Genomic DNA, 24,929 nt, shown 5'->3' with positions numbered 1-24,929 from the left:
CCATGTCTGACCTGCGCAAGATCGTGATCGACGGGATCGAAGTGGAAGTGGATGGGGCGATGACCCTGATCCAGGCCTGTGAAGAGGCGGGGATCGAGATCCCGCGCTTTTGCTATCACGAGCGGCTGACCATCGCAGGCAATTGCCGGATGTGTCTGGTCGAAGTTGTGGGCGGCCCGCCCAAGCCTGCGGCCTCCTGCGCGATGCAGGTCAAGGATCTGCGTCCAGGGCCCGAAGGCCAGCCGCCGGTGGTCAAGACGAACTCGCCCATGGTCAAGAAGGCGCGCGAAGGGGTGATGGAGTTCCTGCTCATCAACCACCCGCTCGATTGCCCGATTTGTGATCAGGGTGGCGAATGCGACCTGCAGGATCAAGCCATGGCCTATGGCGTGGATTTCAGCCGTTTCCGCGAGGCCAAGCGCGCGGTGGATGATCTGGATCTCGGCCCGCTCGTGGGCACGGCGATGACACGCTGCATCTCTTGCACGCGCTGTGTGCGTTTCACGACCGAAGTGGCCGGTATCACCCAGATGGGCCAGACCGGTCGCGGCGAGGATGCGGAGATCACGAGCTATCTCAACCAGACGCTCGACAGCAATTTGCAGGGCAATATCATCGACTTGTGCCCGGTGGGCGCGCTGACCTCGAAGCCCTATGCCTTCACGGCGCGCCCGTGGGAGCTGACCAAGACCGAGACCATCGACGTGATGGACGCGCTCGGCTCGAACATCCGCGTGGACACCAAGGGCCGCGAAGTGATGCGGATCATGCCGCGCAACCATGATGGCGTGAATGAAGAGTGGATCTCCGACAAGACGCGCTTCATCTGGGACGGGCTGCGCCGTCAGCGTCTCGACACGCCCTATATCCGTGAGAACGGCAAGCTGCGCCGGGCGAGCTGGCCCGAAGCTCTGTCCGCGGCGGCGGCGGCCATGAAGGGCAAGAAGCTTGCCGGGCTCGTGGGTGATCTGGCCTCGGTCGAGGCGGCTTACGCGCTCAAGCAACTTGTCGAGGGGCAGGGTGGCGTCATGGAATGCCGGACCGACGGGGCCAAGCTGCCCGCGGGCAACCGGTCGGGTTATGTCGGGACCGCGACGGTAGAAGCGATCGACACGGCGGACATGATCCTTCTCGTCGGCACCAACCCGCGGGTCGAAGCGCCGGTGCTGAACGCCCGAATCCGCAAGGCCTGGGCCGCAGGGGCCGATGTGGGTCTGATCGGTGAAGCCGTTGATCTGACATATGATTATGTCCACATGGGCACGGATCGCGGCGCGTTGGCCGAGGCCGTCAAAAAGGGCGCTTCCGGCGAGACCCGCGAGAAGAACACCATCGTCATCGTCGGGCAGGGCGCTCTGAACGAGGCCGATGGCGCGGCCGTACTCGGCCATGCCATGGCCTTTGCCGAAGCGTCGAACTCTAAGCTTCTCGTGCTGCACACAGCGGCGGGCCGGGTTGGCGCGCTGGATGCGGGCTGCACCAATGAGCGTGGCATGGAGGCCGTGTCCGAGGCCGAAGTGATCTACAATCTCGGCGCCGATGAGGTCGAGATCGCACCGGGGGCCTTCGTGATCTACCAAGGTAGCCATGGGGATCGCGGAGCGCATCGCGCGGATCTCATCCTGCCGGGCGCGGCCTATACCGAGGAGCAGGGGCTCTTCGTGAACACCGAAGGCCGCCCGCAGCTGGCCTTGCGTGCGAATTTCGCGCCGGGTGAGGCGAAGGAGAACTGGGCGATCCTGCGGGCTCTGTCGGCAGAGATGGGCGCGACCCTTCCCTTCGACAGTCTCGCGCAACTCCGCAAGGCGCTGGTGGCCGAGGTGCCGCATCTGGCGCAGATCGACGACGTGCCGGAGAACACCTGGGAGGCGCTGCCCACGGGCACGCTCGGCAAGGCCGATTTCCGCAACGCAATCCGCGACTTCTATCTGACGAACCCGATCGCGCGCGCCAGCGCTCTGATGGGCGAGTTGACGGCCATGGCCAAGGCCCGCGCCGAGGCCCCGATGGCCGCAGAATAAGGGCGTTGGCCGGGCCCGGGCCCGGCCACGCAAGCCCGCGGGATCCTTTGTGATCACAGGGCAAACCATCTCGACCGAAAAGTGCGCGACAAGTCCGCACAACCCGGGTCTGAGGGATGGTCAAGGCAGGCGGGATACGGTTTACACCCGTATATTGACGCTGCACCGCAACGAGGGATTTTGGCCGGCCTGACCGACGAGATCCGACGCAATAAAGGGGATCAGGCGGGGCCCCGAACCCTGTCCGACCCGAAAAGGGGCGATGTGAGGAAACATGGCTGATTTCTTTTCCACTGGACCGGGCATTGCCGTGCTCATCATTGCGCAATGCCTTGCGGTGCTGGGCTTCGTGATGGTCTCGCTGCTCTTTCTCGTCTATGGCGACCGCAAGATCTGGGCCGCGGTTCAGATGCGCCGGGGCCCGAACGTGGTCGGCGCCTTTGGCCTGCTGCAGACGGTGGCCGACGCGCTGAAATACGTGGTCAAGGAAGTGGTGGTGCCCGCGGGCGCCGACAAGCCGGTCTTCATGCTGGCGCCGATGACCTCCTTCGTGCTGGCGATGATCGCCTGGGCGGTGATCCCGTTCAACGACGGTTGGGTGCTGGCGGATATCAATGTGGCCATCCTCTATGTCTTCGCTGTCTCCTCGCTGGAGGTTTACGGCGTGATCATGGGCGGTTGGGCGTCGAACTCGAAATACCCGTTCCTCGGCTCCCTGCGCTCGGCGGCGCAGATGATCTCCTACGAGGTGTCGATCGGCCTGATCATCATCGGGGTGATCCTCTCCACGGGCTCGCTCAATTTTGGCGACATCGTCGCGGCGCAGGACGGGTCCTTCGGCTTCTTCAGCTGGTACTGGCTGCCGCATCTGCCCATGGTGTTCCTCTTCTTCATCTCGGCGCTGGCCGAGACGAACCGCCCGCCCTTCGACCTGCCAGAAGCGGAGTCCGAGCTCGTGGCGGGCTATCAGGTGGAATATTCCTCGACGCCGTTCCTGCTCTTCATGGCGGGCGAATACATCGCGATCTTCCTGATGTGCGCCCTGATGACCCTGCTGTTCTTCGGCGGCTGGCTTTCCCCGATCCCGTTCCTGCCGGACGGTCCGATCTGGATGGTGGGCAAGATGGCGATCTTCTTCTTCCTCTTCGCGATGGTGAAGGCCATCGTCCCGCGTTACCGCTACGACCAGCTCATGCGGCTGGGCTGGAAGGTGTTCCTGCCTTTCTCCCTCGCATGGGTCGTGTTCGTGGCCTTCGCGGCGCAGTTTGAACTCTTCGGCGGGGCCTATGCCCGCTGGGCAATCGGAGGCTGACCATGGCGCAGATGGACTACACCCGCGCGGCCAAGTACTTCCTGCTGATGGACATTTTCGCGGGCTTCAAGCTCGGGTTTAAGTACTTCTTCAAACCCAAGGCGACGATCGCCTACCCCCATGAGAAAGGCCCGCTCAGCCCGCGCTTCCGCGGCGAGCACGCGTTGCGCCGCTACCCGAACGGGGAAGAGCGCTGCATCGCCTGCAAGCTTTGCGAGGCGATCTGCCCGGCCCAGGCGATCACCATCGATGCCGAGCCGCGCGATGACGGTTCGCGCCGCACGACCCGCTACGACATCGACATGACGAAATGCATCTATTGCGGCTTCTGCCAGGAAGCCTGCCCGGTGGATGCCATTGTCGAAGGCCCGAATTTCGAGTTCGCGACCGAGACCCGCGAGGAGCTCTTCTACGACAAGGAGAAGCTTCTGGAGAACGGCGCGCGCTGGGAGGCCGAGATCGCCCGCAACCTCGAGATGGACGCGCCCTACCGATGACCGATACGCCGAACCCCTTCGCTGCCCTGATGGAGCAGTCCCAGGCCTGGGCCAAGGCGATGAACCCGGCTCTGGAGAGCTTTACGCCCCGCGGGTTCGAGAAGCTCTGGCCGACCGTGCCTGCCGAAGTCATGGAAGCCATGATGGGGCAGACCTTCAATCCCGGCGGGCTCGACAGCAAGACCCGGCTTCTGCTGACCCTGGGCGGGCTGACCGTCCATGGCGCCCAGGCCGAGGCACAGATCCGCATGACCGTGCGCCACGCGGTCGAGGCCGGCGCGACCAAGCAGGAGATCGCCGAAACCATTGGCCAGATGGCCATGTTCAGCGGCATCCCAGCCATGACCAAGGCGATGGAACTCGCCACCGAGGTGCTGGATGAGACCAGCGAGGAGGATCAGGAATGACCGTCGCGGATATCACCTTCTATCTCTTTGCGCTGACCGTGGTGACGGCGGGGCTCTTCGTGACGCTCGCGCGCAACCCGGTGCATTCGGTCCTCTGGCTGATCCTGGCCTTCCTGTCTTCGGCGGGCCTCTTCGTGCTGCTCGGGGCCGAGTTCGTCGCGATGCTCCTGATCATCGTCTATGTGGGCGCGGTCGCGGTGCTCTTCCTCTTTGTGGTGATGATGCTCGATGTGGATTTCGCCGAGCTGAAGGCCGAGATGGCTAATTACATCCCCATGGCGGCCCTGATCGGGATCATCCTGCTGATGCAGCTGGTGATGGTCTTCGGGAACTGGACCTTCTCGCCCGAGGCGCTGGCCCAGCGGGGCGCCGTGGCGCCGGACCTGAACGAGGTGCAGAACACCGCCGCGCTCGGGCAGCTGATCTATGACGATTATATCCTGCTCTTCCAGGCAGCGGGGCTGATCCTGCTGGTGGCCATGGTGGGGGCGATCGTGCTGACTCTGCGCCACCGCGTGGACGTGAAGCGCCAGAACGTGATCGCCCAGATGCATCGCGATCCGGCCACGGCCATGGAGCTCAAGGATGTGAAGCCGGGGCAGGGGCTCTAACCCGCCCGATGGACCTGCGCTGATCCCGGCCAACCGGGGCGGCGCGCGAGACGAACGGGGCCGAACCGGCCCAGAGAGCAACGACCGAGGGACAGAATGGTCGAAGGACACCAGATGCTGCGCCAGGCCGGGGCCGCCATGGCCCTGTTCGGAGCCAGCGTGCCCATGGCGAATGCCCTGGATCTGGCTGCGTGCACCCGGACGACGCATATCTCCCATGGGGGCGAGGATGGTCATCGCGACCTTGGCGATGGCCGTGTGCTCTACCGGGTCTGGTGGTCCCAGGAAGGGACCTTCTCGGATTACGTGGTGGCGGAGTGTGAGACCGGTCGGGCGCTGGTGACCCGCGCTGCCGAGGAACGCATCAGCGAACGAGCTCCCTTTGATCGGACCCCAGCGGTGACCCGCGTGCTCGACACCCATGCGGGCCGCGATCCGATCTTCTTTGATCTGGACCGGCTCGAAGGCGCGCTGCGCCATACCGGACGAGATACCCGGATCGAGATGCTGAGTGACGAGCCCTGCGCCTGCGCAGCGGCCTATCCGCAGGCCCGGTCCGGTTGGGCGCCGTTTTCGGAGGCTCTGCAATGAGTGAGAGATTTTGGATGCAATGGGCGCGCCGCGTGCCCCATCGGACCGGAGCACCGGATGCTCGCGGGACGGGAGAGACAGTATGATCGGACTTGAGCATTACCTGACGGTGGCCGCAGCGCTGTTCGTCATTGGCATTTTCGGGATTTTCCTGAACCGCAAGAACGTCATCGTCATCCTGATGTCGATCGAACTGATGCTGCTGGCGGTGAACATCAACCTCGTGGCCTTCTCGGCCTTTCTCGGGGATCTGGTCGGGCAGGTCTTTACGCTCTTCGTGCTGACCGTTGCGGCGGCGGAGGCGGCCATCGGCCTCGCCATTCTCGTCTGCTTCTTCCGCAACCGCGGAACGATCGCGGTCGAAGACGTCTCGAACATGAAGGGCTGAGCACATGGAAACGATTATCCTCTTTGCCCCTCTGATCGGCGCGCTGGTTTGTGGCTTCGGGTGGAAATTCGTGGGCGAGAAGCCCGCGATGATCGTCTCCACCGGCTTTGTCTTCCTCTCGGCCCTGCTGAGCTGGGTGGTGTTCTTCACCTTTGACGGCACGACCGAGCAGATCCAGGTTCTGCGCTGGATCGAAAGTGGGTCGCTCGCCGCCGATTGGGCCATCCGCCTCGACCGGCTGACGGCGATCATGCTGATCGTGGTGAACACGGTCTCGGCGCTCGTGCATCTCTATTCCTTCGGCTACATGGATCACGACCCGCAATGGCGCGAGGGAGAGACCTACAAGCCGCGATTCTTCGCGTATCTCAGCTTCTTCACCTTCGCGATGCTGATGCTCGTGACCTCCGACAATCTGGTGCAGATGTTCTTCGGCTGGGAAGGCGTGGGCGTCGCCTCTTACCTTCTGATCGGGTTCTACTGGCGCAAGCCCTCTGCCGGGGCAGCGGCCATGAAGGCCTTCATCGTCAACCGGGTGGGGGATTTCGGCTTTGCCCTGGGCATTTTCGGGCTGTTCTACCTGACCGACAGCGTTGCCTTCTCGGATATCTTCGCGGCGGCTCCGGAACTGGCGGAAACACAACTCCACTTCCTCTGGACCGAGTGGAACGCGGCGAACCTGCTGGCCTTCCTTCTCTTCGTCGGGGCGATGGGAAAATCGGCGCAGCTCTTCCTGCACACCTGGCTGCCGGACGCCATGGAAGGCCCGACGCCTGTTTCGGCCCTGATCCACGCGGCGACCATGGTGACCGCGGGCGTCTTCCTCGTCTGCCGCATGTCGCCGGTCATGGAATTCGCGCCGGACGCGATGACCTTTGTCACCTTTATCGGGGCCACCACCGCCTTCTTCGCGGCGACCGTGGGTCTGGTGCAGAACGACATCAAGCGTGTGATCGCCTATTCGACCTGCTCGCAGCTGGGCTACATGTTCGTCGCGGCCGGTGTGGGCGCTTATTCGGTGGCCATGTTCCACCTCTTCACCCACGCGTTCTTCAAGGCGATGCTCTTCCTCGGTGCAGGCTCGGTGATCCATGCCATGCACCATGAGCAGGACATGCGGAACTATGGCGGGCTGCGGAAGAAGATCCCCTATACCTTTGGCGCCATGATGATCGGTACGCTGGCCATCACCGGTGTCGGGATCCCGCTCACGGGCTGGATCGGTTTCGCGGGCTTTGCCTCCAAGGACGCGGTGATCGAGAGCGCCTTTGCCGGCACCAACCCGGCGCATATGTACGCCTTCTGGATGCTGGTGATCGCCGCCCTCATGACGAGCTTCTACAGCTGGCGCCTGATCTTCATGACCTTCTACGGCAAGCCGCGCGGGGACAAGCACACCCATGAGCACGCCCATGAGAGCCCCAAGGTCATGCTCATCCCGCTGGGTGTTCTGGCCCTTGGGTCGGTCTTTGCCGGGGCGATCTGGTACGGCAGCTTCTTTGGCCACACGGATCAGGTCGGCAAGTTCTATGGTGTGCCTTACGCCGAAGAGCAGAGCGAAGAGGGCCATGGGGACAGCCACGGCGACGATCATGCCGAGGATCACGGCCACGGCGAACATCACTATGTCTTTGCCGGGCAGCCGGGTGAGGGCGCGCTCTACATGGCGCCGGACAACACAGTCATGGCGGACGCCCATGAGGTTCCGAAATGGGTCAAGCTGAGCCCCTTCGTGGCCATGCTGATCGGTCTCGGGCTGAGCTTCCTCTTCTATATCCACAAGCCGAGCCTGCCCAAGACTTTCGCGGAGACGCTCTGGCCGGTCTACAACTTCATCTACAACAAGTGGTACTTCGACGAGATCTATGACGCGGTCTTCGTGAAACCCGCCAAGGCCATCGGTCGCTTCCTTTGGACCAAAGGGGACGGCGCGACCATCGATGGCGGGATCAACGGGCTGGCCATGGGGATCATTCCCTTCATCACGCGGCTCGCGGGCCGGGCGCAGTCGGGCTACCTCTTCCACTATGCCTTCGCCATGGTGCTGGGCATCACGATCCTGATCACCTGGATGATGATCGGGGGCGGAGCAGAGTAATGGACAACCTCCTTTCCATCATCACCTTCATTCCGGCGGTTGCGGCGCTGATCCTTGCGGTCTTCCTGCGCGGCAATGACGAGGCAGCACAGCGCAATGCCAAATGGCTGGCGCTGATCGCGACTTCGGCGACCTTCGTGCTGTCGCTCTTCCTGCTGGCCGGGTTCGATCCACAGAATACCGGGTTCCAGTTCGTCGAAGAGCGTCCCTGGGTGCTCGGCCTGACCTACAAGATGGGCGTGGACGGGATCTCGATCCTGTTTGTCATGCTTACGACCTTCCTGATGCCGATCACCATCGCCTCCTGCTGGACGGTGGAGACGCGGGTGAAGGAATACATGATCGCCTTCCTCGTGCTCGAGACGCTGATGATCGGCGTGTTCTGCGCGCTGGACATGGTGCTCTTCTACCTCTTCTTCGAGGCGGGCCTGATCCCGATGTTCCTGATCATCGGCATCTGGGGCGGGGCGAACCGGATTTATGCCAGCTTCAAGTTCTTCCTCTACACGCTGCTCGGCTCGGTGCTGATGCTGGTCGCGATGATCGCGATGTATGTGGATGCGGGCACGACGGATATTCCGACCCTGCTGAACCACCAGTTCTCGACCGGCACGATCGACGTGTTGGGGATCCATATCATCGGCGGGATGCAGGTGCTGCTCTGGCTGGCCTTCTTCGCGAGCTTTGCGGTGAAGATGCCCATGTGGCCTGTCCATACCTGGCTGCCCGATGCCCACGTGCAGGCCCCGACCGCGGGTTCCGTGGTGCTGGCCGCGATCCTGCTGAAGATGGGAGGCTACGGCTTCCTGCGCTTCTCTCTGCCGATGTTCCCGGTGGGCTCCGAAATCATGGCACCGCTCGTGCTGTGGATGTCGGCCATCGCGATTGTCTACACTTCGCTCGTGGCGCTGGTGCAGTCGGACATGAAAAAGCTGATCGCCTATTCTTCGGTCGCCCATATGGGCTTCGTGACCATGGGGATTTTCGCGGCGAACCAGCAGGGCGTGGATGGTGCGATCTTCCAGATGCTGAGCCACGGCTTCATCTCCGGCGCGCTCTTCCTCTGCGTGGGCGTGATCTATGACCGGATGCACACCCGCGAGATTGACGCCTATGGCGGCCTCGTGAACCGGATGCCCGCCTATGCGCTGGTCTTCATGCTCTTCACCATGGCCAATGTGGGCCTGCCGGGCACCTCGGGCTTCGTGGGCGAGTTTCTGACCCTGGTCGGCGTCTTCCAGGTCAACACCTGGGTGGCCTTCGTGGCAACCTCGGGCGTGATCCTGTCGGCGGGCTATGCGCTCTGGCTCTATCGCCGGGTCGTCTTTGGCGATCTGATCAAGGAGAGCCTCAAGACCATCTCCGACATGACCCTGCGGGAGCGGGCGATCTTTGCTCCGCTGATCGTGATGACGATCCTGCTGGGGGTCTATCCGAGCCTGGTCACCGACATCATCGGCCCCTCCGTCGAGGGGATGCTGACCCAATACACCGCGCAGGTGGAGGCGTTCGAGCCTGCCACCATGGTCGCTGGCGCTGCACATTGAGGATCTGAGCCATGATTTCCCAAAATATCTCGGTCGTCATGCCGGAAATTGCCCTGGCGATCTTCGCCATGGGGGCGCTGATGTTCGGCGTCTATACGGGCAAGGACCGCACGGCGCCGTTCCTGACCTGGCTCACTGCGGCGGTCTTCGTGGTGCTCGGCTTCTGGATCGCGCTTTCGGGCGCGGGGGACCGGACGGCGTTCGGCGGCATGTTCGTCGATGACGGCTTTGCGCGCTTTGCCAAGGTGACGATCCTGCTCTCGGCGGCGGCCATCCTGATCATGAGCCAGGACCACATGGCCAAGCTCGGGATCCTCAAGTTCGAATATCCGATCCTGATCGCCCTTTCGGTGATCGGGATGATGATGATGGTCTCCGCGGGCGATCTGATGGCGCTCTATATGGGGCTCGAGCTGCAATCGCTCTCGCTCTATGTGGTGGCCTCGCTGCATCGCGATGACACACGCTCCACCGAGGCGGGCCTGAAATACTTCGTCCTCGGCGCGCTGAGCTCGGGCATGCTGCTCTATGGGGCCAGCCTGACCTATGGCTATGCGGGCACGACGCTCTTCTCGGGCATCATCGCCACGGCGGGCGAGGAGGGGATCTCCCTCGGATTGCTCTTTGGCCTCGTCTTCCTGACAGCGGGCCTGGCCTTCAAGGTCTCCGCCGCGCCGTTCCACATGTGGACGCCGGATGTCTATGAGGGCTCGCCCACGCCGATCACTGCGCTCTTTGCCACCGCGCCCAAGGTTGCGGCCATGGCTCTCTTCGCGCGGGTCGTCCATGACGCTTTCGGCAGCTATGTGGGCGACTGGCAGCAGATCGTCGCCTTCCTCGCCGTGATCTCCATGTTCCTCGGGGCGATCGCCGCGATCGGGCAGACGGATATCAAGCGCCTGATGGCCTATTCCTCGATCGCGCATATGGGCTTTGCCCTGATGGGGCTCGCGGCGGGCACGGTCGAGGGCGTGCAGGCGATGCTGATCTACATGGCGATCTACGTGACGATGAATATCGGCACCTTCGCCTTCATCCTGTCCATGGAGAAAGACGGCGTCGCCGTCACCTCGATCTCGTCCCTGAACCAGTTCGCCAGCAAGGAGCCGACCAAGGCGATGGCGCTGCTGCTGTTGATGTTCAGTCTCGCGGGCATTCCGCCGCTGCTGGGCTTTTTTGGCAAATATACCGTGCTGCTCGCAGCCGTGGATGGGGGCCTGACATGGCTGGCCATTGCCGGTGTGATCGCCTCGGTAATCGGCGCGTTCTACTACCTGCGGATCGTCTACTTCATGTATTTCGGCAAGGAGACCGACGCGCTCGAGGGCGGGATGCCCATGGTGCAATACGGCTTTCTGATGGTCTCGGCGATCATCATGCTGGCAGGGATCGTGAACTTCTTCGGGGTCGAGGGCATGGCGCTGGCGGCAGCGGAATCGCTTGTCCGCTGACCTGAGCTGGCCCGCCGGGGTCGCCAAGCGGATCCTGGACGAGGTCGACAGTACCAATGCCGAGGCGATGCGGATCGCCTCGGAGATCTCCGGTCCGACCTGGATCCTGGCGAAACGTCAGACAGCGGCCCGCGGGCGGCGCGGACGGGCCTGGGCGAACCCGGAGGGGAACTTCGCCGGCACGCTCGTGATGCGTCCCATCGAGACGCCGGATCTCGTGGCCCTACGCTCCTTCGTGACGGCACTTGCCCTGCGGGATGCGCTGGTGCTCGCCACCGGACGGCCCGAGGCCTTCGCGCTGAAATGGCCCAATGACGTGCTGCTCAATGGCGGCAAGCTCGCGGGGATCCTGCTTGAGACAACGGGGCAGGTGGGCGCGCTCACCCTCGCCATCGGCATTGGCGTGAACCTCGCCGAAGCTCCACCGCCCGGAGATGTCGAGCCGGGCGCGCTCGCGCCGGTCTCGGTCGCCGGAGAGACCGGCATCCGTATCAGCCCCGAAGAATTCCTCGACCTGCTTGCAGCCTGCTATGCCAAGCGCGAGGCGAGCTTCGCGACCCACGGGTTTGAGCCGATCCGCACCGCATGGCTCGCCTCCGCCGCCCATCTCGGTGCGCCGATCCGCGCGCGCACATTGACGGATGAGTTCCACGGCACCTTCGAAGGGATCGGCCCGGACGGCGCCTTGATCCTGACCACAGGCTCCGGACCGCTGCACCTGCCAGCGGCGGATGTCTATTTCTGACACGAAAGGAGCAGCCCATGCTTCTGGCAATCGATTGCGGCAATACCAACACGGTCTTTGCCATCCATAACGGCACCGAGTTCATCGCAGTCTGGCGCACCGCAACGGAGCATCAAAGGACCGCCGATCAGTATTACGTCTGGCTCTCGAGCCTGATGCAGATGCAGAAGCTCGAGGTCGAGATTACCGAGGTGATCATCTCCTCGACCGTGCCGCGCGTGGTGTTCAACCTGCGTGTCCTGTGTGATCGCTACTTCAATTGCCGCCCGCTGGTTGTCGGCAAGGCGGGCTGTGATCTGCCTGTGGATGTGCGCGTGGATGAGGGCACGCAGGTGGGCCCGGACCGTCTGGTCAACACCGTGGCGGGGTATACGCAGTTTGGCGGCGACCTGATCGTGGTGGATTTCGGCACCGCCACGACCTTTGACGTGGTGGCCAAGGATGGTGCCTATATCGGCGGAGTGATTGCGCCCGGGGTCAATCTGAGCCTCGAAGCGCTGCATAATGCGGCGGCGGCGCTGCCCCATGTGGATGTCTCCAAGCCCGAGACCGTGATTGGCACGAATACGGTTGCATGTATGCAATCGGGTGTGTTCTGGGGCTATGTGGGGTTGGTCCGGGAGATCTGTGCGCAGATCCGGACCGAGCGGGATCGACCGATGAAGGTGATCTCGACGGGCGGGCTCGCCCCCCTCTTTGCGCAAGGCGCAGATTTGTTTGACGCGTGGGTGGATGATCTGACGATGCAAGGGCTCGTCACGATCAATGCCCATAATAGAGAGGCGTAATGGCTGAGCGATTGATCTATCTCCCCCTCGGTGGCGCGGGTGAGATCGGGATGAATGCCTATGTGTATGGGTATGGAGAGGCCGGGCGCGAGCGGCTGATCCTTGTGGATATTGGTGTCGCGTTCCCGGATATGGACAGCACGCCCGGCGTCGATCTGATCACGGCGGATGTCTCCTGGTTGGCCGAGCGGGCCGATCAGCTCGAAGCGATCTTCATCACCCATGCCCATGAGGATCATGTGGGCGGGCTTGGTCTTTTGCACCCGCGGCTCAAGGCACCGGTCTATGCGCGCCCCTTCACCGGCGCGATTGCGCAGCGCAAGATGGACGAAAAGGGGCTCGATCCCGAGGAGGTCCGCATCGTCGGCGCCTATCCCGAGGTGATCGAGGCCGGGCCCTTCAAGGTCTCCTACCTGCCCGTGTCGCACTCGATCCCCGAGGCGGCGGGGCTTGTGATCGACAGCCCGGCAGGCCGCGTGATCCATACGGGCGATTTCAAGCTCGACCCGACGCCGATCGTTGGCGAGGCCTTTGACCCCGGGCTCTGGGGCGACATCTCCAAGGATGGGGTGCTGGCGCTCGTCTGCGACAGCACGAATGTCTTCTCCCCCAAGCCGGGCCGGTCCGAGGCCGATGTGGCCCCTGAGCTGAAGCCGCTCGTGGCCGAGGCGGGGGGCATGGTCGTGGCCACGACCTTCGCGTCGAACATCGCCCGCCTCCAGTCTCTGGCAGAGGCCGGTCGCGAAGCGGGCCGGTCCGTCGTCCTGCTGGGCCGGGCCATGAAACGCATGGTGACCGCCGGGGTCGAGAGCGGCGTGCTCACGGATTTCCCGCCCACGGTCGCGCCCGAAGCGGCGTCGGAAATCCCGCGCGAGAACCTGATGCTGATCGTCACCGGCAGTCAGGGGGAGCGGCGCGCCGCCTCCGCCCAACTGGCGCGAGGCAAGTATCTCGGGTTCGAGCTGGCGGAAGGGGATCTTTTTGTCTTCTCCTCCAAGACCATCCCCGGCAATGAAAAGGGCGTGGCGCGGATCATGAACGCGCTCAGCGAGAAGGGGGTCGATCTCGTCGATGACGAGGGGGGGCGCTATCACGTCTCGGGCCATGCGAACCGGCCTGACCTGCTGGAGCTGCACCGCATCGTGAACCCGAAACTGGTTGTGCCCATGCATGGCGAGCATCGCCATCTGCGCGCCCATGCGCGGCTGGCCGAGGGCAATGGCCGCACGGGGATCCTTGCGCCGAACGGCTCCATGGTCGTGCTCAGCGGCAACAAGCCCGGCGTGGCCGAATATGTCGAAACAGGGCGAACCTATCTCGATGGCTCCGTGCTGGTGGGCGCGTTTGATGGGGTGGTCCGCGACCGGATCAAACTGGCGCTGAACGGCCATGTGGTCGTGGCGATCATCATCGATGAAGGGGATGACCCGATCGAGGATGCCTGGGCCGAGCTGCGCGGTTTGCCCGAGATCGGTGCGAGCAAGGCGGATATGCAGGAGCTCGTGGAATACGAGGTCGGTCAGACCCTGATCCGCGCCAATCGCAAGACCCTCGATGATGACGCCAAGCTCGACGAGGCGGTGACCCGGGCCGTGCGCCATATCTGCCAGACCGAGCTGGGCCGTCGCCCCGAGGTTACCGTGCTGATCTCGCGCCTGATGGCGGAGTAGCGTCGAGACTGTTTCCCGGATTCGCAATTTGCGATACTCTTGATCCAAGCGGGCGCGCGTGTTGCGCCTGCCGGGTTGGAGGGTATGCGCAAGATGAGACGGTTATGGATGACGAGCCTGGCCGCGTTGGGCCTGAGCCTGGGCGCCGCGCAGGCGGCAAGCATTGGGTTTTCCGGGCAACTGGCCGATGACAGCAGCGTCGCGATCATCGAATTCACGATCACCGCGAACAGCAACACGGTGCTGCGAACCGTGTCCTATGGGGGCGGCATGCTGCCCGATGGGACCGTGATCGATCCGGGCGGGTTCGATCCGGTTCTGACCGTGTTTCAAAAGAGCAGCGGAGCCTATTTTGGCGATCGCGATGATGATGCCTCCGGGACGGTCATACCCGACCCGATCACGGGCCAGTCCTATGATGCGATTTTCGAACTCGACGCTCTCACACCGGCCGGGAGCTACTACCTGGTCATCAGCCAGTATCCGAACCGGTCCCTCGGCGACTCTTTTCTCGGGGAGTTCTCTGTGACGGATCCCTTTGGTACAGGCGCGGCCTATGGCTGCTCCAACGGGCAGTTCTGTGACACGACCGGGGCCAATCGGACGTCCGACTGGGCTGTGATCCTCGAGAATGTGGAGAGGGCCGTGCCTTTCGCGCCGATCCCGGCGCCACCCGCATTGCCCCTACTGGCAAGCGGGATGCTTGGGATCTGGATGCTGGGACGCAAGCGCGTCTGACCGGAACGGCTGCGCCCCGGTTCGGGGCGCGCGCCGGGATTAGCCGCTGTTGCGCTCGGCGAAGCTGCGGAGCAGGAAGTCCGGCACGTGATCGCCCATGCCCACCTGGGCCGGACCAGTGTCGCGGCCACGGCCCTTGCGACCGCGACGCGGCGCATCGGCCGGTTTCGCACTGGGCAGCACGGCGTCCGGGATAGGCGGCTCGATCACGTCGACCTCTTCCACAGAGGTTTCCGCCAGCTCCGGCGCAGGCTTCGCGCGGCTGCGCGAGCGGCGTGTCCGCTTCGGCGCCTCATCGGTATTCGCGCTCTCGCTCGAACGTCTACGGGACGGCTCGCGGCGGGCAACTTCAGGCGCTTCCACGCGCGGGATCTCCAGTTTCACGAGATCCTCGATCGCGGCCAGCAGTTTGTCATCCGCCGGAACCGCCAGCATCAGCGCGGTGCCCTTGCGGCCAGCGCGGCCTGTGCGCCCAATCCGGTGGACGTAATCCTCGGAATGGCTCGGCACGTCGAAATTGAACACATGGCTCACATTCGGAATGTCGAGGCCACGGGCGGCCACATCGGAGGCCACAAGGAAGCGCAGCGTGCCATCGCGGAACCCGTCGAGGGTCTTCATCCGCTGGCTCTGCTCCAGATCGCCATGGATCGGCGCGGCGTTGTAGCCGTGCTTGATCAGCGATTTCGCGACCACATCCACATCCATCTTCCGGTTGCAGAAGATGATCGCGTTCCGGCACTCCTCGCCCTCGCGCTCGATCAGGGCGCGCAGCATGTCACGCTTTTCCTTGAAGGCCGTGGCCCGGTCGCGGCGCGACGGTTTGAACTGCACAAGGCCCTGGGTGATCGTGTCCGAGGTGGTGGACTGGCGCGCGACCTCAACCCGCGCGGGGTTGCTGAGGAAGGTGTTGGTGATCCGCTCGATCTCCGGTGCCATGGTGGCCGAGAAGAAGAGGGTCTGCCGGGTGAACGGGGTGAGCTGAAAGATTTTCTCGATATCGGGGATGAAGCCCATATCGAGCATCCGGTCCGCCTCATCGACAACCATGACCTTTACATCCGTGAGGATCAGCTTGCCGCGCTCGAAATGGTCGAGCAGACGCCCGGGCGTCGCAATCAGAACATCGACACCCTTGTCGATCAGCAGGTCCTGTTCCTTGAACGAGACCCCACCGATCAGCAGCGCCTTGGTCAGCTTTGTATGCTTGGCATAGATGTCGAAGTTTTCCGCGACCTGCGCGGCCAGCTCCCGTGTCGGGGCCAGCACAAGGCTGCGCGGCATGCGGGCGCGGGCCCGGCCTTTGCGCAGCATGGTGATCATCGGAAGGGTGAAACTGGCGGTCTTGCCGGTGCCGGTCTGGGCAATCCCCAGAACATCGCGCCCTTCAAGGGCGGGCGGGATCGCCTCGGCCTGAATGGGGGTCGGGGTGTCGTACCCGGCTTCAGAGATGGCTTTGAGAACCTTTGGATCGAGGTCCAGGTCAGAAAATTTCGTCATATGCGTCCATGATTTACGGCATCGGACCGTAGGGGGTGAGGACGCGATCTCTGAGCGTCCGCGGGCGGTTATCCACAAGGATGACGGGGACATAGCTCAAATCCATCTGGGGGTCAAATGCTGCGCTGCCGCAGGGTGTCGTGCAAGTGTTACCGGATCGACAACTCCGTGTCGCAGAGCCGGGGCAGGGTGCCGGCATCTCGCCACAGGGAGACACGAGAATGACACGTTTTGCGACTTCTGCCGCTATGGCCGCCTTGCTTGCGGTCACCCCCGCCCTTGCCCAGGATCAGGTGGGCGCCACGCTTGCAGGCCATGCGGTTCTGCCGGCCTTCACCTTTTCCGCGCCGCCCGCGGATGCGCCTGCCGAGACATGGATCTCGGGCCGCTTCACAGCCGGGGCCACGCCCGTCCGGGAGCCGCAGAGCCTGGCACCGCGCAACGGGCTTGCGCGCCCGTTTTTTGGCCAGCCGGTTCAGGGGTTTTCGGGCTATGCCCAGACCCGCGCCGAGGATGGCAGCCTCTATGCGCTGATCGACAATGGCTATGGTTCCAAGGCGAACAGTTCGGACATCCTCTTGTCCTTCACGCGGATCGCGCCGGATTTCGACAGGGGTGAGATTGACGTGCTGGAGCGGGTCTGGCTGCGCGATCCCGAGGGTCTCGTGCCGTTCCGGATCGTCCATGAGGCCACCGAGGAGCGTTATCTGACCGGCGCGGATTTCGACCTCGAAGGGATGCAGGTGGTCGGCGACCGCGTTTATATCGGCGAGGAGTTTGGGCCCTATCTGATCGAGCTGACCCTCGATGGGGTGGTCACGGGCGTCTTCCCGACCATGCTGGAGGGGCAGGAGGTTCGCTCCCCGGATCATCCCGCGCTGCGCATCCCGGCGGAGGCGGGTGTGGATTGGACCCTGCCGCGTTCGGGGGGCTACGAGGGGCTGGCGCTCGCACCCGATGGCACGCTCTGGGGGATGCTTGAGAAGCCGCTCCTGGCCGCGACCGGCGAGAGCGAGGGCGACTTCCTCCGCGTGCTGGCCTTTGATCCCGAGGCGCGCGACTGGACCGGGCAGAGCTTCAAGTTTGCGCTCACCGATGGGGCCGTGGCCATCGGGGATTTCAACTTCATCGACGAGACCCGTGCCCTGGTCATCGAGCGTGATGGCGGGCAGGGACATCCGAGCCTCGCCTGTGCCGAGGGTCAGACCGAGAGCTGCTTTGCCCGTCCGGCAGGGGTGAAGAAGATCACCCTGATCGATACGTCCGAGATTGGCGATGACGGGTTCGTCGCGCGGATCGCGCAGATCGACCTGATGGATATCGCAGATCCGGATGGGCTGGCGCGGCTCGAGACCGATGGCAATGTGCCCGAGGGCCGATTTGCCTTCCCCTTCGTGACCATCGAGAGCGTCATCCGCGACGGCGACGAACACATCCTCGTCTCCAACGACAACAACCTGCCCTTTTCGGCGGGGCGCAAGCTCGGCGTCGCCGACAGCAACGAGATCATCCGGCTCCACGTGCCGGAACTGCTTTCGGCGCGCTGACGCTACCAGATCACGCTGGCCGCGGTCCCCAGGATCGCGGCCACGGCCAGGGCCGTTACCCAGCCATCCCCGGCGGTCATCCCGAGCCCCAGTAGCAGCACCGGCAGGCAGAGCAAAAAGGGCAGGCCCGGGATGGCGCCAAAGACGATGATCACCCCGCCCACCAGCGCCAGACAGAGCGCGATGGCAAACTCCACAAGCCAGATCTCGAGGATCCAGAGCCCCCGGGGCCGGATCACGCGCGACAGCCGATCCGCCGCGCGGCGCAGGGTCGGCAAAGCCTTCAGCAGCGGGGCTGGCGGTAGTTTTACCCTGCGCAACCAGCCCGGCAGAGAGACACGCTCATCCCCGATGGCCAGCGCAAAGCCCGACAGGGCCAGCGCGATCCCGGCAATGGCGGGCATGAAGGGGATCATCCCAAGCGGCAGGATCATCAAGGTGGCGAGCAGCGCGATGATCGGTCCGTGACCGCGCACACCCAGCACATCCACGATGGCCCCGACGGAGGGCGCCTCTTGCCCGAGCGCATGTTCCAGCGCGTCGAGCAGGCTCAGAAACGGCGTATCTTGCGCCGGGCGGTCGCTCATCCCGGCGGCCCGCCCGCGCGGCTCACACCATCATTTCCTTGGTCGCGGTCAGGGTCAGGTCCGGGTAATCCCGCTCGATCCGGTCGATATCCCATTGCAACCGCGTCAGAAACACCGGGTCGCCATCATGGTCGAAGGCGATGTGCTGGGTGTTGGCGGCCTGCACCTTGTCCACGGCCTCCTTCGCGCCACTGATCCAGCGGGCAGAGGTGAATTGCGAGGGTTCGAACCGCACGGGCAGCCCGTATTCCAGCTCGATCCGGCTGGCGAGCACTTCGAACTGCAACTGCCCGACCACGCCCACGATGAAGCCCGAGCCGATGGCAGGTTTGAACACCTTGGCAGCACCTTCCTCGGCAAACTGCATCAGGGCCTTTTCCAGATGCTTGGCCTTGAGCGGATCGCCCGCCCGCGCGGTCTGCAACAGCTCCGGCGCGAAGGAGGGGATGCCGGTGATCCGGATCGCCTCGCCCTCGGTCAGAGCATCGCCGATCCGCAACTGGCCATGGTTCGGAATGCCGATGATATCGCCCGCCCAGGCCTCTTCGGCGAGCTCCCGGTCCGAGGCGAGAAACAGCACCGGGTTCGAGATCGCCATGGGCTTTTTCGAGCGCACATGGGTCAGCTTCATCCCCCGCTTGAAATGGCCTGAGACCATGCGGACAAAGGCCACGCGGTCCCGGTGCTTGGGGTCCATGTTCGCCTGCACCTTGAAAACAAAGCCCGTGACCTTCTTCTCATCCGGGCTGACCTGGCGGGGCTCGGCGGGCTGGATCTGCGGCTCGGGCCCGTATTGGCCGATCCCGTCCATCAGTTCCTTGACGCCGAAAGAGTTAATCGCCGAGCCGAACCAGATCGGGGTCAGCGTCCCGTCGCGCAGGGCCTGTGGGTCCAATGGCGGCAGCAGCTCGCGCGCCATCTCGACCTCTTCCAGGAACTTCTCGAGCAGTTCAGGCGGCACGTTCTCGGCCAGTTTCGGATCGTCCAGCCCGTTGATCTCGATGCTTTCGGCGACCTTGTTGCGGTCGGCCCGGTCCATCAGCTCCAACCGGTCATGGATCAGGTCATAGCAGCCGAGAAAGTCGCGCCCCATCCCGATGGGCCAACTTGCCGGGGTGACGTCGATCGCAAGGTTCTCCTGGATCTCGTCGATGATGTCGAAGACGTCGCGGCTTTCCCGGTCCATCTTGTTACAGAAGGTCAGAATCGGCAGGTCGCGCAGGCGGCAGACCTCAAAGAGCTTCTGGGTCTGGCTTTCCACACCCTTGGCCCCGTCGATCACCATCACGGCCGCGTCCACCGCCGTCAGGGTGCGATAGGTGTCCTCGGAGAAATCCGAGTGGCCCGGCGTGTCCACCAGGTTGAACCGAAAATCCTTGTAATCAAAGGACATGGCCGAGGCCGAGACGGAGATGCCCCGGTCCTTTTCCATGGCCAGAAAGTCCGACCGCGTGCGCCGCGCCTCGCCCTTGGCGCGGACCTGTCCCGCCATCTGGATCGCGCCCCCATAGAGGAGGAACTTCTCGGTCAGCGTCGTCTTGCCCGCATCCGGGTGCGAGATGATCGCAAAGGTGCGGCGACGCCCGATTTCGGGCGGCAGGTCGGGGGCGTTATGGGTGCGGTCCAGCATGGCACGCATATAGCCGCGCCCCCGTCCGAAGGGAAGCCGCCCCTAGCAGGAGTTGCCGGTGTTCCGCCAGCGCCCGTCGAGGCATTGGTAGACCCGGCCATTGCGGCAAGTCTTGTACCATTCGGGATAGGTCTCGCCATTCCAGGTGCAGCTTGAGGTGACGACCTCTTCCACGATCGGGCTCGTGGTGGCGGGGTCGGGCGCATCGGCCTGCGGGATCGGGTCATCTGTCATGTCTGGTCCTCCTCTGCGCCTATCCTAGCCGAGCTTTGCTGATCTACGAAGAAGGTTAACGCTGGCCTTGACCGGATATGGCGACTCGGGTCATGCTGAGAACATTAATAGAACATGAGGGGGTTTCACATGGACCTGAAAGAGATTGCCATGGCTGTCAAAACGGCCAATGAAACGAATGAAACGGGCGCATTGCTGGACAATCACTATGCCGAAGACTGCGTCTCGGTGGAGGCGACCTGCATGCCCGGTTCGGACAGCCCCGAGACCGTGGGGCTCGACGGGATCCGCGCCAAGCATGCCTGGTGGGAATCGGAGATGGAGTTCATCTCCGGCACGATCGAGGGGCCGCATCTCCATGGCGATGACCGCTTCGCGCTGGTCTATAAGTCCCTGATCCGCGAGAAGGCGAGCGGCAACGAGTTCCCCATGGAAGAGGTGGCGATCTATACGGTCACCGATGGCAAGATCTCCCGCGAAGAGTTCTACTACACCATGTGAGCGTGCCCATGGCCGCATCAAGAACATCCCAGGCGCGCCCGGATCAGGCGGAGCTCCTCCGTCTGGCGCGCCTGTCGGAGCGGGTCTATCAACTCTCCGGTCCTGTGGCGGTGGGAGATCTCTTTCCCGATGCGCTGCAGGCCCACACGGTCGGGCAGGGCGCGCATTTCGTGCGCTACACCTGGATCGAGCGGCCCGACGAATTCATCGTGGCCTTTCGTGGCTCCCTCCGGCCCGGGAGCTCCGGGCCTTGGCTGCGCAGTTGGGCGCTGAACTTCAAGGCTGCGCTGCAGGACATTCCCGTGGCCACCAATGCGCGGGTCCATCGCGGGTTCTCTGATGAGGCTCGCGCGGCCATCGACAAACTGATCGGTCGGATTCAGGGCAAGCCCGTTCTCTTCTGCGGGCACAGTCAGGGCGGCGCGCTTGCCCTTTGCAGCGCAGTGGAGCTGCTGCGTCGCGCCCGTGCGCGACAGGCGACCGTCCTGAGTTTCGGGCAGCCACGGGTTGGCAATCGGGCGCTTTGCGCGCATCTCGACACCACGCGCAAGATCCCCGTCCATCGGATCGTCGGGATCGGGGACGGGGTCACACGCCTGCCCCAAGACCTCTTTGGCTATGATCATTGCGAGACGCCCAGCTACCTCGCCAAGGCAGGGGGCTGGACGTCCGAGGGGCGGTTTCCGCTGAACCTCTTTACCACGCCGCGCAACCACGCGATGACCGCCTATCTGGCCCGGCTCGCGGCGGTCTAGGCCGCCTCGGGCGCGGCGGGTGCGATCAGCAGGTCACAGGGCGGTTTGCGCACCATGTCCGCAGTAAAGCTGCCGAGCATGCGGTCGAGGATCCCGTGTTTGGTATGGCCCCCGAGACAGACCAGATCCGCGGGCTCCGTGGCCAGAGCGAGCTCCACAAGCCGCGGCAAGGCGACCGTATCCGGCTCCGGCGGGCTGAGGTCCGTCAGCCCGGGATGGGCTGCGAGCCAGCTGCGCGCCTGCTCGGCAGCGTCATCGACAAAGGGTTTGGGATCCACCATCTGGGTGATCTCCCCCACAGCGCCGGGGGCGGCGACCACGGTCTGATAGGGCACGCCCACTGCGTGCAGAAGCCGCACCTGCGCCCGGGGCACAAGCGCGCGCGCCGCAGCGACCGCGGCCGCACACGCCTCCGAGAAATCCACGGGCGCCAGGATGCTGGCATAGGGCGCCTCCACCGGCGATGTCACCAGAAGCACCGGCCTTGGCGCCGCGCGCACGAGCTTTTCGAGCGTGGTCAGGCGCATGCTGTCCAGAAGCCCGCCCTGATGGTGGGGGCCGAGCACGACGAGATCCGCACCGCACCGGGTGGCCGCGTGGTGCACCTCCGTGACGGGATCCCCCGTGGCCACCACGATCTCCACCGTCAGGTCCGGGTATTCCGGTCGCTGACCGATCATGGCCTTCAGCGTCGCCTCGCGGGCCGCAACCTCCGCATCCTGTGCCGCATCCGGCAGAACCGACACCACGCAAAGCCTCGCGCCATGGGCCTGCGCCAGCTGCGCTGCCCGTGCCAGAGCCCGGTCCGCATCCCCATGCAGGTCGGTCGCCACACAGATCGAGTCCATCGCATCCTCCGCTCTCTTCTGGATGGGATCAGTCTATCCGAGTCTCCGAGGCGTGAAGTTGACCCGGATCAAAACCGCGCTTGGCTTGCCCGCTTTTGGCCGCTAGGTCTGCGAGACAAGAGACCATGGGAGGGTGCGAGATGGATCTGGGACTTCACGGCAAACGGGCGCTGGTCTGCGCGGCGTCCAAGGGGCTTGGGCGCGGCTGTGCCGAAGCACTGGCCGAGGCCGGCGTCGCCCTGACGATCAATGCCCGCGGGACCGAGGCCTTAGAGGCAACGGCCCAGCATCTGCGCGACACTCACGGCGTTCCGGTGACAGCGGTGGCCGGGGACATCACCGATGAGGGCGCCCGGGCGGAGGTTCTGGCCGCGGCGGGGGATGTGGACATCCTTGTGACCAATGCGGGCGGGCCGCCGCCGGGCCTCTGGTCCGATTGGGACCGCGCGGATTTCATTCAGGCGCTCGATGCCAATATGCTGACGCCGATCGCGCTGATGAAGGCGCTCCTGCCGGGGATGATGGCGCGGAAATGGGGCCGGGTGGTCAATATCACGTCCTCCTCGATCAAGTCGCCGATCCCACAGCTTGGGCTGTCCAATGCGGCGCGGACGGGCCTGACGGGCTATGTGGCGGGCACCTCGCGGCAAGTGGCCGAGCACGGGGTGACGATCAACAATCTCTGCCCGGGGATCCATGATACGGATCGGGCGGTTTCGCTGGACACCGCCGTGACCAAGGCGACCGGCGTGACCATGGATGAGGCACGAAAGACGCGCGAGGCCTCGATCCCGGCCAAACGCTACGGTACGCCCGAGGAGTTCGGGGCAACCTGCGCCTTCCTTTGCTCTCAGCATGCGGGTTTTATCGTGGGGCAGAATATCCTGCTGGATGGCGGCGCCGTCGTCGCGACCGTCTAGGCGGCATCCCTGTCACGTTCGGCTCACATTCCCGTGGCCGCAAGCGCTTGACACTTTTGTCGAGACGCGCGCGCTGTTAGCCCTGAAACAAGGACTGACAGACAGGGAACATCGGGAATGATGACGATTTATGTGGCACTTGCCTTCGTATTGGTGGCCGCGGCCAGCGTGGCGGTCGCCCCGCGTCGCGCCAGTGTCGAAGGGTTCTTCGGCGGGGCCAGTGCCTCGGGCGCGGCACCGGGGCTCTGGACCCTCGTGCTCAGCCAGGTGACGACCTGGATCTTTGCGCGCTCGCTGATGAATGCTGCCATTCTGGGTTACTTTTACGGCATGCCGGGCACGCTTGCCTATGCGGCCTATTACGGATCCTTCCTGTCGGGCGGCTTCATCGTGGCGCGGATCCGTGCGCGCGGCGGACGATCGATCCAGGATTGGCTTGGCCAGCGTTTCGGGCGCACGGGGCAGGGCACCTATAACGTGGTGATTGCCCTGCGGCTCCTGTCCGAGGTTTTTGCCAACCTGCTGGTGGTCGGGCTGATCTTTGATGCACTTTTGCCTGAGGCAGGGGCCGGGACCGTGGCCGTGATCGCCGTGGCGGTGCTGGGGCTCGCCTATTCTGCCTGGGGCGGGCTGTCGGCGGCCCTGCGCACGGATGTGGTGCAGATGCTGCTCTTCCTTGTCGTCTTCGGCATCGCCTTTGTGGCTCTCGTCTTGAGCCCGGACTTCTCCTTCAGCGCTGTCATGACCGCAGAGGGCAGCTCCGGCGCGCGTCAGGGCTGGATCCTGCTCGCCGTGGCCGCGCTGCAGGTCTTTTCCTACCCCGCCCATGATCCGGTGATGATGGATCGCGGCTTTCTTGCGGATGAAAAGACCACCAAATGGTCCTTCCTCCATGCTTTCTGGATCTCGGTTCTCTGCATTGTCGGGTTCGGGATGTTCGGCATTCAGGCAAGTCTCGTGGGCGCCGAGTATGAGGGACAGCTGCTGGGCACCTGGGCGACCATGTTCCCGGGCTGGATCTGGGCGGCACTGATGCTGTCGTTGCTGATCTCGGCCCTGAGCACACTCGATTCCGCCCTGAGCTCTGCCGCCCGCGTCACCGTGGAAGAGCTCCGCATCCTGCCGCGCAGCCTTACGGGGGGGCGCATCGCCATGGTGGCCTTCATGGTGCTGGGCGCGGGGCTGACGCTCTGGGGCAACAGCTCGCTCTTTGATGCGGTGGCGGTCAGCGGCACGGCCTCGATGTTCCTTACGCCGGTGCTGGTGGTGGGGCTCGTGATGCAGCGGCAGATCCCGCTCTGGTCCTATCTCGTGGCCTTCGGCGCGGCGATCCTCGGCGCGGCGGCCTACTTCCTGCGCGGCTCGGAATTCTTTGCGGCGATCCTGCCCGATGCCCATAAATACGACCAGCTTCTGGTGATCTGCATCGCGGTGCTCGTGGTTGGCTTTGCCGCCGTGCTCTACGGTGCGCGCGTCCGTCCGCTTGCGGCGGCGGAGTAACGCTGTTACGCCTCAATCCCGATAAAAATCTTCGGGATTGAGG

Annotated in this window: 24 protein-coding genes; 19 read left to right on the top strand and 5 right to left on the bottom strand. The window is 64.1% G+C overall.

Going from position 1 to position 24,929, the window contains the following annotated elements; all coding sequences use genetic code 11:
- Positions 1 to 2: 2 nt before the first annotated feature.
- The 14 genes from nuoG to ACP153_RS13480 all read left to right on the top strand — a co-directional run bounded on the left by nuoG (position 3) and on the right by ACP153_RS13480 (position 14,864).
- Entirely contained in the window at positions 3 to 2,021 is a 2,019-nt protein-coding gene (nuoG, locus tag ACP153_RS13545; protein ID WP_424971537.1) for an NADH-quinone oxidoreductase subunit NuoG, read from the top strand.
- Positions 2,022 to 2,295: 274 nt separating this feature from the next.
- A complete protein-coding gene (gene nuoH, locus ACP153_RS13540; protein ID WP_424971536.1) occupies positions 2,296 to 3,333 on the top strand; it encodes an NADH-quinone oxidoreductase subunit NuoH in 1,038 nt (345 codons plus the stop codon).
- Positions 3,334 to 3,335: 2 nt separating this feature from the next.
- The gene (gene nuoI / locus ACP153_RS13535) at positions 3,336 to 3,830 is read left to right on the top strand and encodes an NADH-quinone oxidoreductase subunit NuoI (RefSeq protein WP_424971535.1); all 495 of its coding nucleotides are present in this window, start codon (positions 3,336 to 3,338) and stop codon (positions 3,828 to 3,830) included.
- On the top strand, positions 3,827 to 4,237 hold the full coding sequence (locus ACP153_RS13530) for a carboxymuconolactone decarboxylase family protein (protein ID WP_424971534.1): 411 nt from the start codon (positions 3,827 to 3,829) through the stop codon (positions 4,235 to 4,237). The genes nuoI and ACP153_RS13530 overlap by 4 nt, the downstream gene beginning before the upstream one ends.
- On the top strand, positions 4,234 to 4,848 hold the full coding sequence (locus ACP153_RS13525) for an NADH-quinone oxidoreductase subunit J (RefSeq protein WP_424971533.1): 615 nt from the start codon (positions 4,234 to 4,236) through the stop codon (positions 4,846 to 4,848). Before ACP153_RS13530 ends, ACP153_RS13525 begins: the two co-directional genes overlap by 4 nt.
- Before the next feature lie 96 nt (positions 4,849 to 4,944).
- Positions 4,945 to 5,439, top strand: coding sequence for a hypothetical protein (locus tag ACP153_RS13520; protein ID WP_424971532.1), 495 nt, complete (start codon positions 4,945 to 4,947; stop codon positions 5,437 to 5,439).
- 82 nt (positions 5,440 to 5,521) lie between these two features.
- Positions 5,522 to 5,827, top strand: a complete 306-nt coding sequence (gene nuoK, locus ACP153_RS13515; RefSeq protein WP_012177998.1) for an NADH-quinone oxidoreductase subunit NuoK — start codon at positions 5,522 to 5,524, stop codon at positions 5,825 to 5,827.
- A 4-nt stretch (positions 5,828 to 5,831) separates the two neighbouring features.
- The gene (gene nuoL / locus ACP153_RS13510; protein WP_424971531.1) at positions 5,832 to 7,925 is read left to right on the top strand and encodes an NADH-quinone oxidoreductase subunit L; all 2,094 of its coding nucleotides are present in this window, start codon (positions 5,832 to 5,834) and stop codon (positions 7,923 to 7,925) included.
- Positions 7,925 to 9,472: an NADH-quinone oxidoreductase subunit M gene (locus ACP153_RS13505; protein WP_424971530.1), complete on the top strand. Its 1,548-nt coding sequence runs from the start codon at positions 7,925 to 7,927 to the stop codon at positions 9,470 to 9,472. Before nuoL ends, ACP153_RS13505 begins: the two co-directional genes overlap by 1 nt.
- Before the next feature lie 11 nt (positions 9,473 to 9,483).
- Positions 9,484 to 10,923 carry an NADH-quinone oxidoreductase subunit NuoN gene (gene nuoN / locus ACP153_RS13500; protein WP_424971529.1) on the top strand — a complete coding sequence of 480 codons (1,440 nt, stop codon included), beginning with the start codon at positions 9,484 to 9,486 and terminating at the stop codon, positions 10,921 to 10,923.
- Positions 10,913 to 11,668: a biotin--[acetyl-CoA-carboxylase] ligase gene (locus ACP153_RS13495; protein ID WP_424971528.1), complete on the top strand. Its 756-nt coding sequence runs from the start codon at positions 10,913 to 10,915 to the stop codon at positions 11,666 to 11,668. The genes nuoN and ACP153_RS13495 overlap by 11 nt, the downstream gene beginning before the upstream one ends.
- A 17-nt stretch (positions 11,669 to 11,685) precedes the next feature.
- On the top strand, positions 11,686 to 12,456 hold the full coding sequence (locus tag ACP153_RS13490) for a type III pantothenate kinase (protein WP_424971527.1): 771 nt from the start codon (positions 11,686 to 11,688) through the stop codon (positions 12,454 to 12,456).
- On the top strand, positions 12,456 to 14,126 hold the full coding sequence (locus ACP153_RS13485) for a ribonuclease J (RefSeq protein ID WP_424971526.1): 1,671 nt from the start codon (positions 12,456 to 12,458) through the stop codon (positions 14,124 to 14,126). Before ACP153_RS13490 ends, ACP153_RS13485 begins: the two co-directional genes overlap by 1 nt.
- A 108-nt stretch (positions 14,127 to 14,234) precedes the next feature.
- Complete coding sequence (locus ACP153_RS13480; RefSeq protein WP_424971525.1) at positions 14,235 to 14,864, top strand: DVUA0089 family protein; 630 nt, start codon at positions 14,235 to 14,237, stop codon at positions 14,862 to 14,864.
- Positions 14,865 to 14,903: 39 nt separating this feature from the next.
- Here ACP153_RS13480 and ACP153_RS13475 read toward each other — a convergent pair whose 3' ends face one another.
- Positions 14,904 to 16,364 carry a DEAD/DEAH box helicase gene (locus tag ACP153_RS13475; RefSeq protein ID WP_424971524.1) on the bottom strand — a complete coding sequence of 487 codons (1,461 nt, stop codon included), beginning with the start codon at positions 16,362 to 16,364 and terminating at the stop codon, positions 14,904 to 14,906.
- A gap of 221 nt (positions 16,365 to 16,585) precedes the next feature.
- On the opposite strand from ACP153_RS13475, the gene ACP153_RS13470 reads away from it, so the two are divergent.
- Positions 16,586 to 17,911 carry an esterase-like activity of phytase family protein gene (locus ACP153_RS13470; protein ID WP_424971523.1) on the top strand — a complete coding sequence of 442 codons (1,326 nt, stop codon included), beginning with the start codon at positions 16,586 to 16,588 and terminating at the stop codon, positions 17,909 to 17,911.
- A gap of 2 nt (positions 17,912 to 17,913) precedes the next feature.
- Here ACP153_RS13470 and ACP153_RS13465 read toward each other — a convergent pair whose 3' ends face one another.
- From ACP153_RS13465 to ACP153_RS13455, 3 genes are read right to left on the bottom strand one after another with little or no spacing between them, the layout of a single operon-like run.
- A complete protein-coding gene (locus tag ACP153_RS13465) occupies positions 17,914 to 18,498 on the bottom strand; it encodes an exopolysaccharide biosynthesis protein (protein ID WP_424971522.1) in 585 nt (194 codons plus the stop codon).
- Between the two features lie 22 nt (positions 18,499 to 18,520).
- On the bottom strand, positions 18,521 to 20,128 hold the full coding sequence (locus tag ACP153_RS13460; RefSeq protein WP_424971521.1) for a peptide chain release factor 3: 1,608 nt from the start codon (positions 20,126 to 20,128) through the stop codon (positions 18,521 to 18,523).
- Between the two features lie 42 nt (positions 20,129 to 20,170).
- Positions 20,171 to 20,362, bottom strand: a complete 192-nt coding sequence (locus ACP153_RS13455) for a hypothetical protein (RefSeq protein ID WP_424971520.1) — start codon at positions 20,360 to 20,362, stop codon at positions 20,171 to 20,173.
- 150 nt (positions 20,363 to 20,512) lie between these two features.
- Here ACP153_RS13455 and ACP153_RS13450 point away from each other — a divergent pair, with 150 nt between their 5' ends.
- Positions 20,513 to 20,863: a SnoaL-like domain-containing protein gene (locus ACP153_RS13450; RefSeq protein ID WP_424971519.1), complete on the top strand. Its 351-nt coding sequence runs from the start codon at positions 20,513 to 20,515 to the stop codon at positions 20,861 to 20,863.
- An 8-nt stretch (positions 20,864 to 20,871) separates the two neighbouring features.
- The gene (locus tag ACP153_RS13445; RefSeq protein WP_424971518.1) at positions 20,872 to 21,618 is read left to right on the top strand and encodes a lipase family protein; all 747 of its coding nucleotides are present in this window, start codon (positions 20,872 to 20,874) and stop codon (positions 21,616 to 21,618) included.
- On the opposite strand, the gene ACP153_RS13440 is transcribed toward ACP153_RS13445, so the two are convergent.
- Complete coding sequence (locus ACP153_RS13440) at positions 21,615 to 22,466, bottom strand: universal stress protein (protein WP_424971517.1); 852 nt, start codon at positions 22,464 to 22,466, stop codon at positions 21,615 to 21,617. The genes ACP153_RS13445 and ACP153_RS13440 overlap by 4 nt on opposite strands.
- A gap of 140 nt (positions 22,467 to 22,606) precedes the next feature.
- Between ACP153_RS13440 and ACP153_RS13435 the strand changes: the two genes are divergently transcribed.
- Complete coding sequence (locus ACP153_RS13435) at positions 22,607 to 23,386, top strand: SDR family oxidoreductase (protein WP_424971516.1); 780 nt, start codon at positions 22,607 to 22,609, stop codon at positions 23,384 to 23,386.
- A 117-nt stretch (positions 23,387 to 23,503) separates the two neighbouring features.
- On the top strand, positions 23,504 to 24,886 hold the full coding sequence (locus ACP153_RS13430) for a sodium:proline symporter (RefSeq protein ID WP_424971515.1): 1,383 nt from the start codon (positions 23,504 to 23,506) through the stop codon (positions 24,884 to 24,886).
- Positions 24,887 to 24,929: the final 43 nt, after the last annotated feature.

The sequence above is a fragment of the Dinoroseobacter sp. S76 genome, from assembly GCF_049801095.1.
Classification (GTDB): Bacteria; Pseudomonadota; Alphaproteobacteria; order Rhodobacterales; family Rhodobacteraceae; genus Dinoroseobacter.
The sequence above is the reverse complement of the archived record's forward strand: the minus strand, read 5'-3'. Positions and strand labels throughout refer to the sequence as shown.

What these genes read in the sequence shown, in the direction of transcription:
- nuoG (WP_424971537.1), top strand. Translation starts at nt 3, where the DNA reads ATGTCTGACCTGCGCAAGATCGTGATCGACGGGATCGAAGTGGAAGTG.
- nuoH (WP_424971536.1), top strand. Translation starts at nt 2,296, where the DNA reads ATGGCTGATTTCTTTTCCACTGGACCGGGCATTGCCGTGCTCATCATT.
- nuoI (WP_424971535.1), top strand. Translation starts at nt 3,336, where the DNA reads ATGGCGCAGATGGACTACACCCGCGCGGCCAAGTACTTCCTGCTGATG.
- ACP153_RS13530 (WP_424971534.1), top strand. Translation starts at nt 3,827, where the DNA reads ATGACCGATACGCCGAACCCCTTCGCTGCCCTGATGGAGCAGTCCCAG.
- ACP153_RS13525 (WP_424971533.1), top strand. Translation starts at nt 4,234, where the DNA reads ATGACCGTCGCGGATATCACCTTCTATCTCTTTGCGCTGACCGTGGTG.
- ACP153_RS13520 (WP_424971532.1), top strand. Translation starts at nt 4,945, where the DNA reads ATGGTCGAAGGACACCAGATGCTGCGCCAGGCCGGGGCCGCCATGGCC.
- nuoK (WP_012177998.1), top strand. Translation starts at nt 5,522, where the DNA reads ATGATCGGACTTGAGCATTACCTGACGGTGGCCGCAGCGCTGTTCGTC.
- nuoL (WP_424971531.1), top strand. Translation starts at nt 5,832, where the DNA reads ATGGAAACGATTATCCTCTTTGCCCCTCTGATCGGCGCGCTGGTTTGT.
- ACP153_RS13505 (WP_424971530.1), top strand. Translation starts at nt 7,925, where the DNA reads ATGGACAACCTCCTTTCCATCATCACCTTCATTCCGGCGGTTGCGGCG.
- nuoN (WP_424971529.1), top strand. Translation starts at nt 9,484, where the DNA reads ATGATTTCCCAAAATATCTCGGTCGTCATGCCGGAAATTGCCCTGGCG.
- ACP153_RS13490 (WP_424971527.1), top strand. Translation starts at nt 11,686, where the DNA reads ATGCTTCTGGCAATCGATTGCGGCAATACCAACACGGTCTTTGCCATC.
- ACP153_RS13485 (WP_424971526.1), top strand. Translation starts at nt 12,456, where the DNA reads ATGGCTGAGCGATTGATCTATCTCCCCCTCGGTGGCGCGGGTGAGATC.
- ACP153_RS13480 (WP_424971525.1), top strand. Translation starts at nt 14,235, where the DNA reads ATGACGAGCCTGGCCGCGTTGGGCCTGAGCCTGGGCGCCGCGCAGGCG.
- ACP153_RS13475 (WP_424971524.1), bottom strand. Translation starts at nt 16,364, where the DNA reads ATGACGAAATTTTCTGACCTGGACCTCGATCCAAAGGTTCTCAAAGCC.
- ACP153_RS13470 (WP_424971523.1), top strand. Translation starts at nt 16,586, where the DNA reads ATGACACGTTTTGCGACTTCTGCCGCTATGGCCGCCTTGCTTGCGGTC.
- ACP153_RS13465 (WP_424971522.1), bottom strand. Translation starts at nt 18,498, where the DNA reads ATGAGCGACCGCCCGGCGCAAGATACGCCGTTTCTGAGCCTGCTCGAC.
- ACP153_RS13460 (WP_424971521.1), bottom strand. Translation starts at nt 20,128, where the DNA reads ATGCTGGACCGCACCCATAACGCCCCCGACCTGCCGCCCGAAATCGGG.
- ACP153_RS13455 (WP_424971520.1), bottom strand. Translation starts at nt 20,362, where the DNA reads ATGACAGATGACCCGATCCCGCAGGCCGATGCGCCCGACCCCGCCACC.
- ACP153_RS13450 (WP_424971519.1), top strand. Translation starts at nt 20,513, where the DNA reads ATGGCTGTCAAAACGGCCAATGAAACGAATGAAACGGGCGCATTGCTG.
- ACP153_RS13445 (WP_424971518.1), top strand. Translation starts at nt 20,872, where the DNA reads ATGGCCGCATCAAGAACATCCCAGGCGCGCCCGGATCAGGCGGAGCTC.
- ACP153_RS13440 (WP_424971517.1), bottom strand. Translation starts at nt 22,466, where the DNA reads ATGGACTCGATCTGTGTGGCGACCGACCTGCATGGGGATGCGGACCGG.
- ACP153_RS13435 (WP_424971516.1), top strand. Translation starts at nt 22,607, where the DNA reads ATGGATCTGGGACTTCACGGCAAACGGGCGCTGGTCTGCGCGGCGTCC.
- ACP153_RS13430 (WP_424971515.1), top strand. Translation starts at nt 23,504, where the DNA reads ATGATGACGATTTATGTGGCACTTGCCTTCGTATTGGTGGCCGCGGCC.